The following is a 17640-nucleotide window of genomic DNA, read 5'->3' on the forward strand; positions in this document are numbered from 1 at the left end:
CCTGGTGACGAAAGCTGGCCGCCTGTCGCCGTAGCGCGTCTGGTAAGACGGTGGGAACGACACCGCGTAGTAAGGTAAGCCTTCACACAATGCCCGACCGCTGCATCGTGTCCTCCCCACCGACCACCAAGGGTTCCTGATGGCCGATTCCAGAGCTCCCCACACGGGGATCGCTCGATGGATCCGTCGATTCGCCATTCCGGTGATTGTCGGCTGGATCGCGCTCCTGGCGTATCTGAGCGCCACCGTCCCACCGCTCGAGGTGGTGGGCCAGATGCGCTCGGTGTCGATGAGTCCCAGCGACGCGCCGTCGGTGATCGCGATGAAGCGCGTCGGCACGGTGTTCGACGAGTTCCATTCCGACAGCTCGGCGATGATCGTGCTGGAGGCCCAGGGGGACGGGGCCAAGCTCAACGACGACGCGCACCGGTTCTACAACGACATGGTCGACCGGCTCGAGGCCGACAAGAAGCACGTCGAGCATGTCCAGGACTTCTGGGGCGACCCGCTGACCGAGGCAGGCGCGCAGAGCAACGACGGCAAGGCCACCTACGTGCAGGTGTACCTGGCCGGCAACATGGGTGAGGCGCTGGCCAACGAATCAGTGGAGGCCGTCCAGAAGCTCATCGCCGGACTGTCCCCGCCGCCCGGGCTCAAGGTGTACGTCACCGGGCCCACCGCCCTGGCCGCCGATCAACAGATCTCCGGCGACCGCAGCGTCAAGATCATCGAGGGCGTCACCTTCGCGGTCATCATCACGATGCTGCTACTCGTCTACCGGTCGATCGTCACGGTGATCCTGGTGCTGGCAATGGTGGTGATCGAGCTGTCGGCGGCCCGCGCCGTGGTGGCGTTCCTGGGCTATCACGAATTGATCGGCCTTTCGACCTTCGCCACGCAGCTTCTGGTCACCCTCGCGATCGCCGCATCCACTGATTACGCGATCTTCCTGATCGGGCGATATCAGGAGGCCCGGGCCGTCGGCGAGGACCGAGAACAGGCGTATTACACGATGTTCCACGGCACCGCCCATGTGGTGCTCGGTTCCGGTATGACCATCGCCGGCGCGACATTGTGCCTGCATTTCACTCGGCTCCCCTATTTCCAGACCCTGGGCATTCCGATGGCCGTCGGCATGACGGTCACGGTTTTTGCCGCACTCACGCTGGGGCCGGCGGTCATCTCCGTGGCCAGCCGGTTCCGCAAGGTGCTCGAACCCAAACGCGCCATGCGGATCCGCTTCTGGCGACGCCTGGGCGCCTTCGTGGTGCGCTGGCCCGGGCCGGTGTTACTGGGCACCATCCTGCTGTCGCTGGTCGGTCTGCTCACGCTGCCGGGCTACCGGACCAACTACAACGACCGCAACTACCTGCCCACCGATCTGCCCGCGCAGGAGGGCTTCGCCGCGGCCGACCGGCACTTCTCGGCGGCCAAGATGAACCCCGAGTTGCTGCTCATCGAAACCGACCACGACGTCCGCAATTCGGCGGACTTCCTGGTGATCGACCGGATCGCCAAGCGCGTCTTCGAGGTACCGGGGGTCGGCAGTGTGCAGGCCATCACCCGCCCTCAGGGTGAGCCGCTGGAGTTCAGCACCATCCCGGCCCAGATGAGCATGGGCGGGGTCATGCAGACCATGAACCGCAAGTACCTCACCGACCGCGCCGACGACATGCTGCTGCAGGCCGACGAGATGCAGAAGACCATCAACACGATGGATCAGATGATCGCGCTGATGGAGGAGATGAGCTCCATCACGCACAACATGGTCGGCAAGATGGACACGATGGTCGTCGACGTCAAGGAATTGCGGGACCACATCTCCGATTTCGACGACTTCCTGCGCCCGCTGCGCAATTACCTCTACTGGGAGCCGCACTGCTCCAACATCCCGGTCTGCTGGTCGATGCGGTCGGTGTTCGACGGCCTCGACGGGGTGGACGCCCTGACGGACAGCATCCAGGAACTCATGCCGGACATGCACCGACTCGATGCCCTGATGCCACAGATGGCGACGATGATGCGGCCGCAGATCGAGACCATGCGGACCATGAAGACCATGATGCTGACCATGTATCAGACCCAGAAGGGTCTGCAGGATCAGATGGCCGCGATGCAGGAAAACCAGACCGCCATGGGCACGGCGTTCAACGACGCCAAGAACGACGACACCTTCTACTTGCCGCCGGAAACCTTCAACAACGCCGACTTCAAGCGCGGCATGAAGAGCTTCATCTCACCCGACGGAAAAGCGGTGCGCTTCATCATCTCTCACGAGGGTGATCCGCTGACGCCAGAGGGCATCGAGATCATCGACGACATAAAACTGGCCGCCAAGGAGGCCATGAAGAACACGCCGTTCGAGGGCTCCAAGATCTACATGGGCGGTACCGCGTCGGCCTTCAAGGACATGCAGGAAGGCAACAACTACGACCTGATCATCGCCGGGATCTCGGCGATCTGCCTGATCTTCATCATCATGCTGATCATCACCCGCAGCCTGGTGGCTGCCGCGGTGATCGTCGGCACGGTGCTGATTTCGCTGGGAACCTCGTTCGGATTGTCAATCCTGGTGTGGCAACACCTGATCGGGATCGAACTGCACTTCATGGTGATGGCGATGGCGGTGATCGTGCTGCTGGCCGTCGGCGCGGACTACAACCTGCTGTTGGTGGCAAGGCTCAAAGAAGAGCTGCCTGCCGGTATCAACACCGGCATCATCCGGGCCATGGGCGGCAGCGGATCGGTGGTGACCGCGGCCGGGCTGGTGTTCGCATTCACCATGATGTCGATGGTGGTCAGCGAGATGATCGTGGTCGCCCAGGTGGGCTCGACGATCGGTCTGGGTCTGTTGTTCGACACCCTGGTGATCCGCTCGTTCATGACCCCGTCGATCGCCGCACTGATGGGCAAGTGGTTCTGGTGGCCGCAGCTGGTGCGTCAGCGCCCGGCGCGCGGTGTGGTGGCGCGCGCGATGGAGCGGTCGAACCGTTGATGGCACCGGTGGCCCTGCGCGCCGCGTAGTGTCAGAGACATCGGGACCACTCAGGCCCTCACAAACAAGGGGCCCAGCAATGTCTGACACATCTCCTCGAAGATCCAATGCTCAGCGCATCGAGGTGGCACTGCATGACCAGAAACGCTGAGGTGAAACAGCTTTCGTTAGGCGTTCTGGCCCACTCCCGCAAACCCAACGAGCGTAGGCTGCCCATCCACCCGGCGCACTTGAGCAGGATCGATCCACCGATCCGGCAACGGGTCTACCTTGAGCGCGGCTACGGCCAGGCGTTCGGCTCCACAGATGATGCACTGGCCGAACTGGTCGGCGGCATCAAGACGCGCGACGAGATCCTCGCGGACTGCGACATCATCCTGCTGCCCAAGGTGCAGGCGGATGATCTGGCGGAGCTGAGGGTCGGACAAATCGTCTGGGGATGGCCGCACTGTGTGCAGGATGCCGCCCTCACGCAGATCGCCATTGACCGGCGGCTGACGTTGATCGCCTTCGAGGCGATGAACCACTGGCAGGCCGACGGTGGATTCGGTCTGCACGTCTTCCACAAGAACAACGAGCTCGCGGGTTACTGCTCGGTGCTCCACGCGATGCAACTGGCTGGGATCACCGGCAGCTACGGTCGTCGGCTCCGCGCTGCCGTCATCGGATTCGGGGCGACGGCACGCGGTGCGGTCACTGCGCTCAACGCCCATGGCGTCGATGATGTCCGCGTCCTGACCAACCGTGACGTGGCGGCCGTCGGATCACCGATCCACTCGACGCAGATCGTGCAAATGGGACGAGACAAGGACACTCCCGAGCAGACGTGGGCCGACACACCAGAGGACGGCTTGGTGCCGGTGGCTCGCTTCCTTGCCGAGAACGACATCGTCGTCAATTGCGTGTTGCAAGATCCCAACGCTCCCCTCACCTTCGTTACCGAAGACGATCTCGCCATGTTCAACCCCGGCAGCCTGCTCGTCGACGTCTCCTGCGATGCCGGCATGGGGTTCAGCTGGGCGCGCCCGAGTTCCTTCACAGACCCGGTCTGCACGGTGGCCAACGGCATCTACTACTACGCCGTGGACCACAGCCCGTCCTACCTGTGGAACTCCGCGACCTGGGAGATCAGCGAAGCGCTGATGCCACACATCGAGACCGTGCTCGACGGCTCCACGGCGTGGGAGGCGGACAACACGATCTCGCGGGCCATCGAGATTCGCGACGGCACCGTACAGAACCCCGACATCCTGAAGTTTCAGCGCCGCGAGGATGCCTACCCTCATGCCGTCTACCGGCAGATCCTCAGTTGATAGGTGCGGCTACGGCCGCCGCGATCAGGAGGCCGGCGGCTGCGTCTACCCGTGACCTGTCCTCGGTGACCAGACCGTCCTGGCACAGCCCGCGCAGGCCGGAGACCACCAGGGTGGCCCGCGCCCGCGCGTCGTCGGCGCCGTAGCCGATCGCGGTCAAGGCTTGAGCGATCGGGCCGATCATGGTCTCGACCGCGTTGCGGGCCGACCCGCCATAGGTCTGCGGATCGGTGATGGCCAGGCTGAGGACCTGAAGCAGCAGCCGAACATTCCGCCGTTCACCGCCATGGGTCAGCTCCCGCCACAATGTCGTTGCCGCATCGACGAATTCGTCAGAGCTCGTGACACCGGCGAACATCTCCCCCAGCTCCGGGCGGCTCGCATCCAGGGCCTGCGCCAGGAGTTCGGCCCGGTCACCGAAGTAGTACAGCAGCATGCGCTTGCTCGTGCCCAGGGCCTCGGCCATCGGCGCCAGCGACATCTCACCGATCCCGTGCTCTTCGAGGTACCGCACGATGCCCTTCAGCAGTTCTTCACGCTTTGCTGGATCTGCTGTCCTGGCCACCCCTTGACCGTACCGATCGGTACATTTATAGTCAATAGCGTACCGCTCGGTACATTTTCCGTGATTGAGGAGAATCTCATGGCTGAGCTACGAGTTGCCGTGGTCGGCGCCGGCATCGGCGGTTTGACCGCCGCGATCGCCATGCGCGCCAACGGAATCGACGCGACCGTGTACGAGCAGGCCCACGAGCTCAAGGCGCTCGGCGCGGGCGTCTCCATCGCGACGAACGGATCCCGCATCCTGAACACACTGGGAGTGGGCGCTGCGGTGGCCGCGATCGCGGGTCCCGTCACGCATTATCAGTTCCGCACCTGGCAGGCTGAGCCGATCGCCGGTGAGCCGTCGGCCCTCGGCTTCGGGGACCCGGCGACAACGTGGTGCCTGCACCGCGGCGGATTCCAGAAGGTCCTTGCCGACGCGCTGCCTGCCGGTGCCCTGCAGTTGGGTCGTTCCTGCGTCGACGCCTCCGAGCACGGCGACGGGGTCCGCGTCGAATTCGCTGACGGCACAACGGTCGACGCGGACCTTCTGGTCGGCGCCGACGGTATCCATTCCTGCCTACAGGCCCGCGTGGCCCGCGCCGCCCAACCTGTGAGCGAGGGAATCATGGCCTACCGCGGGCTCATTCCCGCCGACCGAGTGCACGGCGTCGTCGATATGCATGCCAGCTCCATGTGGCTGGGTCCTCGGCAGAGTTTCCTCGCCTACCCGGTATCGGCCGGCGCACTGCTCAACATCGTCGCGTTCGTCCCCACCAACCTCACCGTCGACGAATCCTGGACCGCCCCTGGCGATGTCGCCGAACTCGCCGCCGCCTACCAGGGGTGGGACCCCACGGTGCTGTCGATCATCGAGGCGATGGATTCCACGTTCCGGTGGGGTATCTACGACCGTGAGCCGTTGGCGCGATGGTCCACCGATCGAATCACGCTGCTGGGCGACAGTGCCCATGCGGTCACGCCGCACCTCGGGCAGGGCGCCAATCAGGCCATCGAGGACGCCATAACGCTGGCCGTGCTTCTGCGCGGCGCGCAGCCCGAACAGATCGGTGCGCGGCTGCGTCGGTACGAAGACCTGCGTATGAGTCGCACCCGCCACGTGCGCCGCCAGGCGCGGGCCGCCGGACTCGTCTACCGCTCGACCGAACTCGCCCCGCCCGCACAGGCAGAGCAACTGCACGCGATTCTCGACAGCGTCGCCATCAACACCTACGACGCCGAGCGGGTCGCCCTCGACGCGGACGTGGCCGCCTGAACCGCCTGGGCCACAACCGCTCCTGACTCACCGGGTGAGCAGCGCTGCTTCCTGCGGGGTGACCAGACGCTCCTGCTTGGCGGGATACCGCCGGCTCTTGATGGGGCAACGGATCAGCGAAAGGGCGATCCGCGTGGTGCGCGTGTCAACTGTTCGGCTGAGGTACACGATGGTTCACTCCGTTCCGCTGATTGATTGTTCTCGGCTCGGTGTCGGATATACGGTGCATGACGGCACCGGGTTCACGGCTCCCCCGGCAGGACCGGCACCCCGGGGAGCATCGGGTAGGCGCCGCTGGGTTGCTCAACGGTGCCTACAGCGCCTCCCGGCCGTCGAACCGCGCCGACCGGACCGCCGAGGCCGGGCTGAGCACGGTGGCCTCCGGTCAGTATCGACAACAGGTTCGCGTAGTCGTCGATGGCGTTGACCAACGCACCCGGGTCGAACGGCACCGCGGGCGCCTGGTCGTCGGATGGCAACGGCGCCCGCGGCGCGGCCGCCGCCATACCGTGGCTGACCGTCAGTGCCGCCAGCGCGCCGGCGACGCTCAGCGCCGTGTACCCGAACAGTCGGCCGACGGTGGCGTGCGCTGTCATGGTGGTCCTCCCCGATCTGACGTCGAGTGCTTCAGTGCACTTGTGTCACTCGGGCAACACTGGTCGGCAAGGGTCACATTCAGGCCACGACACCATCACGAATCGCACGCTATGGCGTGGCTTGGTCTTTGCCTGCAGTCCGCTGTGAGAAGGTGCCACGCTCCGCGCGAGGTCAGTCGTCCTTCAGTCCTAGGGCGCGGGCCATCGTGAAGTACAGGTCGGTCTGATCGCTCAGGCCGACGACGTTGGCCGCACTCGGACCGTAGGCCGCGATACGCAACTGCGCTCCCGTGTGGCCCTGGTCCATCGCATCGAGGTTGTCCGACGTGCCGTAGGAGATGGTCAGGTCCTGTCCATCCTTACCGCGCAGCACGCGGGTCAGGCCCGGGTAGATGGCATCGCGGGTGACCTCGAACGGCAGCTTCGCCTCGGCCGCGGCCTCGCGGACGTCATTGACACTCATGGTCTCGACGATCTGGCTGCTGTGGGCGTGGTCGGCGGTCACGATCACCAGGGTGTCCTTGTTCTCCTCGGCGAAGTCGAGGGCCACCTTCGCGGCCTCGTCGAGGTCGACCGTTTCGCCGATCTGCCCGCACGGGTTGGCAGCGTGATCCTGCTTGTCGATCGACGCGCCCTCGACCTGCAGGAAGAATCCGTTCTCATTGCCCTTGAGCAGGTCGATGGACTTCTGGGTCATGGCGGCCAGCGTCGGCACCGACGCGCCGCGCTCCGGGTTGTCCTTGCATTCGACGGCCGGCTCCAGGTAGCCGCCCTTGCCTGCCACCGGACCGCTCCACCGGGTCGGCATGTTGCCCTCGGCGAACAGGCCGAGCAACGGGGCTTCCTGGTCGGCCTTGTCGGCCTTGCCGAGTTCGTCGGCGTTGCGCACGATGGTGAATCCGCGCTCCTTGGCCTGAACCTCGAGCGTCTTGCCTTGGTAGTCACCGGCTTTGGCGACCTGCTGGAAGGTTTCGGCGCCGCCGCCCATCACGACGTCGGCGCGCGTGCTCAGCAGCTGCTCGGTGATCGACCCCTTGCCGCCCTTCTCCAACGCGTTGGTCGGGCATTGCGCGGTCGTCTCATCCGGCCCATAGCACTTGCGTCCGGTGACGTGCGCGAGTTGCACCGCGGGTGTCGCGTCCTGGATCTCGGCGGTGGAGATGTCTCCGGTCGCCTTACCCGCATCCTTGGCAAGCTGCAGCAACGTCCGCTGTTCCTTGCCGTGGATGTCTACCGAGATCGCGCCGTTGTAGGTCTTGGTCCCGGTGGCCCAGGCCGATCCGCTGGCGGCCGAATCGGTCACGTAGGTGGGCTTGCCGTCCTTGTCCAGGGAGTAGTGCGTGTACTGGCCGGTCAGCGGGAAGGCGTCGAGACCCGGGAAGGCGCCGCCGGCTCCTTGTGCGTAGTTACGGGCGACCGTGATCTCTGAGTCGCCCATCCCGTCGCCGATCAACAGGATGACGTTCTTGGCGCCGGTGTTCTTGATGGAGTCGGCGATGAGCGAGCTGCGGTCGTCGCCGGCGCGGGCCGCTCCGCCCTGCTCGGACAGGGTGCCCTTGGCTGCGGGGTCCAGCAGCGGAAGGGACGGGTCGTCCCCCTTGCCGCCATTGCAGGCGGTAACCAGAGCCGCCGTACACACCAACGCTGCCGCCACCGGGTACCGCTTGCGCCTCATCCATGTCTCCGTATCGTTGTCATCCGTCAAGCCCACACATGGTTGAAGCCGCACGTGAACTGATACTTTCCCGACAGTCGACACCTGGGTAACGACAATCAAACAGATAGCCGGTCTATCGGCGTCGACGGTTGCGGCAACGGGCGCGATGCGTTGTTGCAATCGGAACGACCTGTGGTTTCTCGCGTCAATATCGTCCAAACGCCTTTGCCTGCGTTGGTAGCGTGCGGCGAGACGAACGGGGACGCCATGACGAAGCACACCACGACCTGCCTCATCGGGGCGTTGGCGATCGGCCTGGCCGCCACGGCGTGCAGTCCGGTCACCGAGAAGGCCGAGGCCACCACGACGACGGCGCCGGTCGGCACCAGTGCCACCACCACCGCGGGCGGGGGCAGCGCGGCGGTGGCGGCACTGGTGCCGACACCGGCGGACGTGCAGCAGAGCAGAGGACCCGACGACATCGCCGACGGCGGAATCCACGTGCACTACCAGGTCAACGGGTCGCCGAATGACGTGATGACCGCCTACAAGGACGCGCTACAGAGCAAGGGGTGGACGGTCACCACGATCATCACCTCGGGCGGCGGCGGAGGCGGCGGTGCCACCTACACCGGCACCCACGGCGACGCCTATGGGGTGTTCGACGGCGGCGGATACGCCAACACCACCTACATCGACGTGTGCAGTTGGCCTGCCAAGCCGGCGAATCCGAACTGCAGTCGCGGCGATCGTTAGCGACGCTCCGTCGGCCCGGTTGCGCACCGGGTCGTCGAAGCGCAGCAGGCAGCCGATGTCGTCCGCGGGAATCTCATCAGATTCGATAATCCGGGGTTCTGAAATCACAACGTAGCCAACGTGTTGCGTGCGATCTATCCATCGGCTGCCGCTGAGCGCCTTACGCTTGAGGGCATGTCCGGCCCGCCACCGCGGTCGCGGTCTACGGTTGCCAAGTTGGCCATGCACTGTGTGCTGGCCGGTTTACTCGCGGCGGTCTTGATGTTTCCCGTCGTCGGCGGCATCGGCATGATGACGGCACGGCTGTCCGACACGGTGGCACAGGATTCCGCGGAGGTGCTCAAAGGGGACGCACCGCTCGTCACCACCATGGTCGACGCGTCGGGCAAACCGATCGCCTGGCTGTACGAGCAGCGCCGATGGGTGGTTCCTCCCGAACGGATCGCCGACACCATGAAACTGGCGATCGTCTCGGTGGAGGACAAGCGATTCGTCGAACACAACGGTGTGGATGTCCAGGGCACGCTGAACGGGCTCTTCGGCTATCTGCGCGGCATCGACGAGGTCCGCGGCGGGTCCACCATCGAGCAGCAGTACGTCAAGAACTACAACCTTCTGGTCAACGCCAAGACCAACGCCGAGCGCCTGGCCGCGGTCGAGGTCAGCCCCGCACGCAAGCTGCGCGAGATCCGCATCGCGCTGGCGATGGACAAGACGCTACCCAAAAGCGAAATCCTGGCCCGGTACCTGAACCTCGTGTCGTTCGGCAACGGCGCCTTCGGAGTTCAGGACGCGGCGCGTACCTACTTCGGCGTCGACGCCGCCGACCTCACCTGGCCGCAGGCCGCCCTGTTGGCCGGCGTGGTGCGGTCCACCAGCGCTCTTGACCCCTACACCAACCCCGACGGTGCGCTGGCCCGGCGCAACCTCGTGCTCGACACCTTGATCGACTATCTGCCGGACCGCGCCGAGGAACTGCGCGCCGCCAAGGCGACACCGCTCGGGGTACTCCCCCACGCAGAACCGCTTCCGCAAGGCTGCATCGCCGCCGGGAATCGGGCCTTCTTCTGCGAGTACGTCTTGAACTACCTGGCGCGCTCCGGTCTCACGATGGAGGACGTCGCGCGCAACGGTTACCTGATCCGCACCACGCTGGACCCCAAGGTGCAGGACAGCGTCCAGTCGGCCATCGAGAAGTATGCAGACCCCAACGCCGCCGGGGTCGCGAGCGTGATGAGCGTGATCACTCCCGGCAAGGACACCCATCGATTGATCGCGATGGGCGACAGCCGCACCTACGGACTCGATCTCGATGCCAACCAGACCGTGCAGCCCCAACCCTTTTCGTTGGTCGGTGACGGCGCCGGGTCGATCTTCAAGATCTTCACCACCGCAGCGGCACTCGACATGGGCATGGGCATCAATGCTCAACTCGATGTCCCCGGAACGTTTGTGGGCAAAGGTCTGGGCAGCAGCGACACTCCCGGGTGCCCGAAGGAAGCCTGGTGCGTGCGCAACGCGCACGGCTTCCGCAGCCCGCTGAGTGTCACCGACGCCCTGGCGCAATCACCCAACACCGCCTTCGCCAAACTCATCTCACAGATCGGGGTACCGCGGGCGGTGGACATGGCGGTCCGACTGGGGCTGAGGTCCTACGCCGAACCCGGCAGTGCGCGTGATTACAACCCCGACGGGACGAACCCCGACGAGAGCATCGCCGACTACGTCAAGCGGCAGAACATCGGATCCTTCACGCTCGGCCCGCTCGAGCTCAACGCGCTCGAGTTGGCCAATGTCGGAGCGACTCTGGCCTCGGGCGGCACTTGGTGCCCGCCGAGCCCGATCGACAAGATCTTCGATCGGAACGGCCATGAGGTGGGCGTGGAGACGGTCCCCTGTGACCAGGCGGTGCCCGAAGGCCTCGCCAATACGTTGGCCAACGCACTGAGCAAGGACCACGCCGGCGGAACCGCCGCCGGCGCAGCGAGTTCGGTCGGTTGGAAGCTGCCGATGTCGGGGAAGACCGGCACCACCGAGGCCCACCGTTCATCGGGTTTTCTCGGCTTCACCAACCGGTACGCTGCCGCGAACTACGTCTTCGACGACTCGTCGTCACCGTCGGGGCTGTGCTCGTACCCGTTGCGCAAATGCGGCGATGGCACCCTGTTCGGCGGTACCGAGCCGGCGTTGACCTGGTATGCCGCAATGAGTCCCATCGCCGAGGACTTCGGCCCGATTGGCCTGCCACCCACCGACCCGCGTTACGTCGACGGTGGCCCCGGCGGCGAAGTGCCGAGCGTGACAGGTCTGAAGGTCGACGACGCCCGGAAACGCCTGCTGGACTCCGGTTTCCGAGTGGCCGACAAACCCACCGCCGTCAACAGCAATGCCACGAAGGGTTCGGTGGTCGGCACAACCCCGAGCGGTAGGACCATTCCCGGCTCGATCATCACGATCAACACCAGCACGGGATATGTGCCGCCGCCGGTCTACATTCCCCCGCCCGAAGCTCCACCTCCGCCTCCCGGCGACCTGCTCAATCAGCTGGGCCCGCCCCCGCCGCCCAACGTCATCGAGATCCCCGGGCTGCCGCCGATCACGCTGCCGCCACCCGCACCGCCACCGCCTCCGGCACCGCCCCCTGCGTGACTGTCTGAACCGGGCCGGCGCCGAGCAACACTCTGCGCCGGTGCAGATTCGCCATGCTCGAGGACGCTAGCGGCGCCTACGTATCTGCACGTTTGAATATCGACGGATCTGGCAATTACTCCTGCGACAGACCGCGAGGTTTCCTACGTCGAACGGATTGACCATGATCGTGCTCGGCATCATTCTCCTGTTGATCGGCTACTTCGCCGGCATCTCCATCCTCTACACCATCGGCGGAATCCTCGTGGTGATCGGGGTCATTCTGTGGATTCTCGGCGCCGTCGGTCGCCCGGTCGGCGGGCGAAAAGTCTGGTTCTAGCGCAACCCGACCACCGGCCGTGATGGGCGTTCCCGCCCATCACGGCCGGTGGTTTTCGGGTGCGACGACTCAACGGTGGCGTTCGAAATACTTCTGGTAGGCCTCGGCGGACGCAGCCAGATCTGGTCTCGCGGCCAGCACGGGCTGCAGCTTCCTGCGGGCCTCTTCACGCTTGTACGGGATGAACTCCGTCGGGAAATTTCCCTCGTGCGGGTGGTAATCCCTGAGCACGCGGCGCGCCACCGTCGCCTTGTGCACCTCGTCGACGCCGTCGGCGATGCCCATGGTCGGCGCGCCGGCGTACATCGCCTGAAGGGGCGTGAGATCAGTGGTGCCAAGCGAACCGAGGATGTGCAGAGCGTTGAACGACACCTCCCGCAGCACCTTCGCCATGGTGAACTTGACGGCGGCGATCTCGGTGCGCGCTTCCTGCGTGGAGGTGTTGTCGATCTTCCACGCCGTTTCGAGGACGAACAGTCGCAGCATCTTGATCATCGCGTAGGACTCAGCGATCTTCTCCTGCACCATCTGGTGTTCGGATATGACCTTGCCGTGAGATTGCCGACTGAGTGCCCGCTCGCACATCATGTCGAACGCCAAGTTGCACTGGGCGATGGTGCGCATCGCGTGGTGGATCCGCCCACCACCAAGACGCCTCTGCGCCAATACCTTTGCCCCGTCCTCCGGGCCGAGCAGGTGGTCGAGCGGCACCCGAACATCGCGGTAGACGATGTGGTTGTGATTTCGCGGCTCGGGCATGATTTCGACACCCGGTGACGTGCGTGGCACCACGAACATGCCGTTGGTACACATCACGAACAGAATGTCGGCGACCCGGCCCGCCGACGTGAACCATTTCTCGCCGTTGATCACCCATTCGTTGCCGTCACGCACCGCGTGCGTCTTGAACAGGCTGGGGTCGCTACCGCCCTGAGGTTCGGTCATCGAATACGCCGAGAACAGGTCCTGGTTGAGCAGTGGAATCAGCCAGCGTTCTTTCTGTTCGTCGGTGCCGTAGGCGGCGAGCATTTCCATGTTCCCGGTGTCGGGGGCCGACGCTCCGAACATGTGCGGTGCGCCCGCATATCGTCCGATGATCTCGTTGAGCAAGCCGAGCTTGAGCTGTCCGAAACCGGGACCGCCGAGCTCAGAGTCCAGGAAGATGGCCCACAAGCCCTGATCCTTGACCTCCTGTTGCAGCTCTCGGACATACGATTTCACCACCGGATCGGGTGAACGCACCGCATATGGGAAGACGTGGTCGAGCGGCTCGACCTTGTCCTCACAGAATTGCTTGACCCAGTCGAGCTTCTTCTGGAACTCCGGTTCGGTGCTGAAATCCCATGCCATACAGGCCTCCTCGAGTGATGCCCTGATTGTCAGGCATGGTGTGACTTACCCGCGCGGTGATGGTGGATCCACCTTCGAGGCGATCTGACCCGCGATGTTGGTGGCAGAGTCCGCCGGGTTGGCGCTGCAGGTGTTGACGTCGACGACAACGTTGATGTCAGCAGTCAACGCCCGCCCGCACGCCCAACCGCCTGCCTTGGCCTGCAGTTGGGTGGTGATCACGCTCAGCATTCCTGCTTTGTTCGAGATGGGTCCGACCTCCCACTGGGTACCGGACTGGGTGTGCCTGTACTGGTGGCACTGCGTCCACTGTTGCGCCGACGCGTCGTAGAAGGCCTTGGCCTTCTCGGCGTCGGGGAACAGCACCACCGCCTGATGGGCGTAGTGGGTGAAGTTGTCACCATTTCGGAGCGTCACATCACGCACATCGGTGAAACCGCTGTCGGCGTACACCACTGCCTGCGCGGCACCGTCGACGGCCAGGCACTCCCGTGGTTCCATCGTTGCGCTGTCGTCCGGCAGTTCGGTCTGGGTACTGGTCACGGTCATATCCGGCGCCCCCGTCGCCGCACCGATCTGCTCAGGGGTGAGCAACAGTTTCGGCAGCGCTTTGTTCAACACCGGCGCCGGGGCGAATGACGTGATCATCGGCCTGGTCGGGGTGCTGGCGGCGGTCGGTTCGGGTGACTCGCCGCAGCCCGCGGCAAGGGCACAGGTAGCAGCGATGGTGATCACGGTTGTCGCTAAGCGCATTCGTCATTCCCCCATTTCTGCGCTCACACATCGGGTCCGCGGCTTTGGCCATGGTGGACACATCCAGAGAAACAGCAAGGTCGTATTCAATACAGAACATCGCTCGTTAACGTGTGAAGACTTTTCGAAACCGTAACCGAATCACCACCTGGCTGGTCACCGAACGTGGCGAGGGGCGCTCGTCGAACTGTTGAGTGGGGCGGGCGGGGCTCGAACCCGCGACCTAGGGATTATGAGTCCCCAGCTCTGACCAACTGAGCTACCGCCCCCGGGCGCATCTGCGCCGCAATATGGTCGCACACAGCGCAGACACAGACGCCAATGAGGGGCCGCAGGCACGCCCGTCGCGGATACGCTCACCCCATGGTCCGCTTTCTGCTGCGTATCGCGATCTTTCTGGGCTCGTCGGCCCTCGGCTTGTTGGTCGCCGCGTGGCTGATACCCGGCGTCTCGGTGTCGGCATGGGGCTTCGTCGCCGCGGTGGTGATCTTCGCCGTCGCGCAGGGCGTCCTGTCGCCGTTCTTCCTCAAAATGGCCAGCCGCTACGCGTCGGCGTTCCTGGGTGGCATCGGACTGGTCTCCACCCTGGTTGCGCTGGTCCTGGCGTCGGTGTTCACCCACGGGCTCAGCATCAGCGGAATCGGCTCCTGGATCGCGGCCACCGTGGTGGTCTGGCTGGTCACGGCGGTGGCCACGGTGGTGCTGCCGGCCGTGTTCCTCAAGAAGAAGGACGCCTCGACGTAGCCGTCGCCGGTAGGGATCATGGCGAAGGTGCCTTCTCACGCGTTCGCCTCCGACAACGCCGCGCCCGCTCACCCGAAAGTCATGGACGCGATCGTCGCGGCCAACAACGAGGCCGTCGCTTCCTACGGGAATGACTCCGCCACGCCGCGCGCCGCCGACGCGATCAAGGCCGTGTTCGACTCCCCGGACGCCGAGGTGCTGTTCGCGCTCACCGGTACCGCAGCCAACATCATCGCGCTGGCCTCGGCGGTGCGGCCGTGGCAGGAGATCCTGTGCAGCGACATCGCGCACTCACTGGTCGACGAGGCCGGCGGACCGGTCCGGCTCTCGGGCGCCCCGCTGACGAAACTCATCAGCGATGACGGCCTGATCGATCCGGCCACGCTCGACACCGCGGTGGCCCGCCGCGGGCCGGTGCACCACTCACAGCCACGCATCGTCAGCATCACCCAGTCCACCGAGAACGGCCGCGTCTGGACCCCGCAGGCCATCAAGGACTTCATCGATCACGCCCATGATCTCGACCTGTTGGTCCATATCGACGGCTCGCGGATCGCCAATGCGATTGCCGCCCTGGATATCTCTCCCCGTGAGGCCATCGCCGATGCCGACATCGTCACCGTGGGCGGCACCAAGAACGGCATGCTGATGGGCGACGCGATCCTGGTGCGCCGCCCCGAGTTGTTCGACGGAATCCAGTTCGTGCAGAAGCAGATCGGCCAGCTGGCCAGTAAGCAGCGGTTCGTCGCGGCCCAGTTCGAGGCGATGCTGCACGACGGGCTGTGGTTGCAGACCGCGGCCCACGCTAACCGGATGGCCACCCGGCTCAGCACAGGCTTCCAAGCGCTCGGTCTGAGGCTGGGCCCTCCCACCGAGGCCAACGAGGTGTTCGTCGACCTCGAACCCGCGGCCTACACCGCCATCTCAGCGAGCTATGCCGTGCACCGTCCCGAACCACTGCGGCCGACGGTGCGGTTCGTCTGCTCGTGGGCGACAACCGAAACCGAAGTCGACGATGTTCTGCGGTTGCTGTCGTCGATTTCTACCTGAGGGCGGTAGTTTCGGCGGGGCCACAACCCCCGGGTAGAAAACGGCGCAGGCCAGGCGCAAGCCAGGCGCGACCTACGCAACTCAGCTGTAGATCGGCTGTCCGTCAGCGCCGAGCCGGTACTCCTCAGTGCCCTCGTCGACGCGTGCCGCGTCGGCACCCAACGCTACGGCCACCTTGTTGCAGGCGTTGCGCATGACGTCCAGGGTCAACTCGACGGCTTCTTCTTCCGAAAAATGTTGGCGCAGTTCCTCACCTGACACCTGGGCGGGCGTCCAGATCAGCGCGTCGACGTAGCGCAGCGCGGCCTTGTGCCGATCGGACAGCTCGGAGTTCTCGAAGTCGTCGATACCGTCATAGTCGGACTCGGTGGCACCGGCCTCCAGGGCCGCGGCCTCCCGCAGCGACTTGCACAGCCGGCAGTTGTGCTGGCGGGCCCCGCGCAACCGCACGATCTCGGAGGTCACCGGGTCCAGCTCGCGCATCCGCCCCACGGCCGGGATGAAGGTGTCGAGCACGTAGTCGGCGGGATTGGTGTCGTGGTCCCACACCACGGGGCCCTCCGGCCAGTCCACGCCCAGGGCGGTCAGCCCGGCACGCATCCGAGGCACGAAGTCGGCTACATAGATCAACGTTGCCACGGTGAACACGTCGGACCCGAGCAGATCGGAGAACGCCGCCCGCTGGGCAGTGGTGATGCCGGTGACGTCGATGCTGAACTGCTCGGCGAACTCGGTGACCATGGGGTCGACCGCACCGCCGCGGGTCTCCGCGGGCAGGGGTGGCAATCCCAGCGTCGACGCGCACACCTCACGCACATCGGCGTTGATATCGGCCAACTTTGGTGGAGACAACGCGACCAGGTGCGTCAACTCGTTGAACAGATCGGCAGACACACCGGCAGTATCCTCCACCGCGTCCCGCGCCGTGGGGTTACCCGGAAGCTGACTTTCGACGACTCCGACCTCGACGTTCCCATGGCCACGTCATGAGCGCCCACACACTCACCACCAAGGCACTGGCCACCAACACATAGACCGGCCATGGCCCCATCAGGTCGAGCAGCGACGCGGTGGTGGGTTTGGCATTGAGGAAGCCGTAGTTGGTACCCGCCATGGCGTTGAACGCCATGGTTCCCACCGCCCACACCACGGTCACCACCACCGCGAACCGATAATCACGCCACTGCGGGCGCATCCCGCGGCCCCAGGTCAGATAGATTGCGGCCCACACGACGAGCAGGTGAATCGCCCAGAACGCCAGGAAGGCGTAATGCGGGAAGTCCGGGCTCTTCAGCACCGGCGAGATCAGTGCCTGCGTGCTCAGCACCAGACCCCAGTAGTAGGTCAGTACGAAGGCCCACTGACGCTGCGACCAGAGCGCGTACGCACCCGCGACGGTCGCCAGGTCGGTCAGCTGCAGGGGCACCGACCGTCCGATCGACGGTGGGATCAGGTTGTAGACCAGGATCGCGGCATAGATCGCGGCCGTCGATGCACCGAGGATGCGGCCGCAAAGCCGGGATTGACGTTCGGTCTGGCGACGGCCGAGCCAAACCAGCAGCACTGCCCCGACGACAAACACGGCGATGACGGCCCAATGTGACGGGCCGTAGGCCGTGAATTGCCGTTGGGACAGCAT

The 17640-nt window shown here is 65.0% G+C and carries 15 protein-coding genes and 1 tRNA gene; 8 read left to right on the forward strand and 8 right to left on the reverse strand.

What is annotated here, in order from left to right:
- Positions 1-139: 139 nt before the first annotated feature.
- Entirely contained in the window at positions 140-2995 is a 2856-nt protein-coding gene (locus tag AC4ELS_RS28655) for an MMPL/RND family transporter (protein WP_064878083.1), read from the forward strand.
- Positions 2996-3129: 134 nt separating this feature from the next.
- A complete protein-coding gene (locus AC4ELS_RS28660) occupies positions 3130-4308 on the forward strand; it encodes a N(5)-(carboxyethyl)ornithine synthase (protein WP_498886258.1) in 1179 nt (392 codons plus the stop codon).
- Here the strand turns inward: AC4ELS_RS28660 and AC4ELS_RS28665 are convergent.
- Positions 4301-4873 (reverse strand): TetR family transcriptional regulator, encoded by a 573-nt coding sequence (locus AC4ELS_RS28665; RefSeq protein WP_498886256.1) that lies wholly within the window; start codon positions 4871-4873, stop codon positions 4301-4303. The two genes, AC4ELS_RS28660 and AC4ELS_RS28665, sit on opposite strands and share 8 nt — an antisense overlap.
- Before the next feature lie 78 nt (positions 4874-4951).
- Between AC4ELS_RS28665 and AC4ELS_RS28670 the strand changes: the two genes are divergently transcribed.
- Positions 4952-6127: an FAD-dependent monooxygenase gene (locus AC4ELS_RS28670; protein WP_499050343.1), complete on the forward strand. Its 1176-nt coding sequence runs from the start codon at positions 4952-4954 to the stop codon at positions 6125-6127.
- Positions 6128-6369: 242 nt separating this feature from the next.
- Here the strand turns inward: AC4ELS_RS28670 and AC4ELS_RS28675 are convergent, their stop codons facing one another.
- Positions 6370-6723 carry a hypothetical protein gene (locus tag AC4ELS_RS28675; RefSeq protein ID WP_448443396.1) on the reverse strand — a complete coding sequence of 118 codons (354 nt, stop codon included), beginning with the start codon at positions 6721-6723 and terminating at the stop codon, positions 6370-6372.
- Between the two features lie 172 nt (positions 6724-6895).
- Positions 6896-8398, reverse strand: a complete 1503-nt coding sequence (gene phoA, locus AC4ELS_RS28680) for an alkaline phosphatase (protein WP_499050346.1) — start codon at positions 8396-8398, stop codon at positions 6896-6898.
- 249 nt (positions 8399-8647) lie between these two features.
- Between phoA and AC4ELS_RS28685 the strand changes: the two genes are divergently transcribed.
- The 3 genes from AC4ELS_RS28685 (at position 8648) to AC4ELS_RS28695 (ending at position 12104) form a co-directional block, all read left to right on the forward strand.
- On the forward strand, positions 8648-9136 hold the full coding sequence (locus tag AC4ELS_RS28685) for a hypothetical protein (protein WP_499050348.1): 489 nt from the start codon (positions 8648-8650) through the stop codon (positions 9134-9136).
- 174 nt (positions 9137-9310) lie between these two features.
- The gene (ponA2, locus tag AC4ELS_RS28690) at positions 9311-11785 is read left to right on the forward strand and encodes a transglycosylase/D,D-transpeptidase PonA2 (RefSeq protein WP_499050351.1); all 2475 of its coding nucleotides are present in this window, start codon (positions 9311-9313) and stop codon (positions 11783-11785) included.
- Positions 11786-11948: 163 nt separating this feature from the next.
- Positions 11949-12104, forward strand: a complete 156-nt coding sequence (locus tag AC4ELS_RS28695) for a hypothetical protein (RefSeq protein ID WP_110777212.1) — start codon at positions 11949-11951, stop codon at positions 12102-12104.
- A gap of 69 nt (positions 12105-12173) precedes the next feature.
- Here AC4ELS_RS28695 and AC4ELS_RS28700 read toward each other — a convergent pair whose 3' ends face one another.
- The 3 genes from AC4ELS_RS28700 to AC4ELS_RS28710 all read right to left on the reverse strand — a co-directional run bounded on the left by AC4ELS_RS28700 (position 12174) and on the right by AC4ELS_RS28710 (position 14476).
- Positions 12174-13454: an acyl-CoA dehydrogenase family protein gene (locus tag AC4ELS_RS28700; RefSeq protein ID WP_064886547.1), complete on the reverse strand. Its 1281-nt coding sequence runs from the start codon at positions 13452-13454 to the stop codon at positions 12174-12176.
- A 45-nt stretch (positions 13455-13499) separates the two neighbouring features.
- Positions 13500-14207: a sensor domain-containing protein gene (locus tag AC4ELS_RS28705; RefSeq protein ID WP_064960283.1), complete on the reverse strand. Its 708-nt coding sequence runs from the start codon at positions 14205-14207 to the stop codon at positions 13500-13502.
- Between the two features lie 195 nt (positions 14208-14402).
- Positions 14403-14476 (reverse strand) — tRNA-Ile (locus AC4ELS_RS28710).
- A 94-nt stretch (positions 14477-14570) separates the two neighbouring features.
- Between AC4ELS_RS28710 and AC4ELS_RS28715 the strand changes: the two genes are divergently transcribed.
- Positions 14571-14951 (forward strand): phage holin family protein, encoded by a 381-nt coding sequence (locus AC4ELS_RS28715; RefSeq protein WP_448443406.1) that lies wholly within the window; start codon positions 14571-14573, stop codon positions 14949-14951.
- A gap of 18 nt (positions 14952-14969) precedes the next feature.
- Positions 14970-16001, forward strand: a complete 1032-nt coding sequence (locus AC4ELS_RS28720; RefSeq protein WP_448443408.1) for a threonine aldolase family protein — start codon at positions 14970-14972, stop codon at positions 15999-16001.
- A gap of 81 nt (positions 16002-16082) precedes the next feature.
- Here the strand turns inward: AC4ELS_RS28720 and AC4ELS_RS28725 are convergent, their stop codons facing one another.
- Both AC4ELS_RS28725 and AC4ELS_RS28730 read right to left on the reverse strand, forming a co-directional pair.
- Complete coding sequence (locus tag AC4ELS_RS28725) at positions 16083-16895, reverse strand: carboxymuconolactone decarboxylase family protein (RefSeq protein ID WP_448443410.1); 813 nt, start codon at positions 16893-16895, stop codon at positions 16083-16085.
- A gap of 37 nt (positions 16896-16932) precedes the next feature.
- Entirely contained in the window at positions 16933-17640 is a 708-nt protein-coding gene (locus tag AC4ELS_RS28730; RefSeq protein WP_499050354.1) for a YwaF family protein, read from the reverse strand.

It is taken from the genome of Mycobacterium shunyiense (assembly GCF_058270035.1).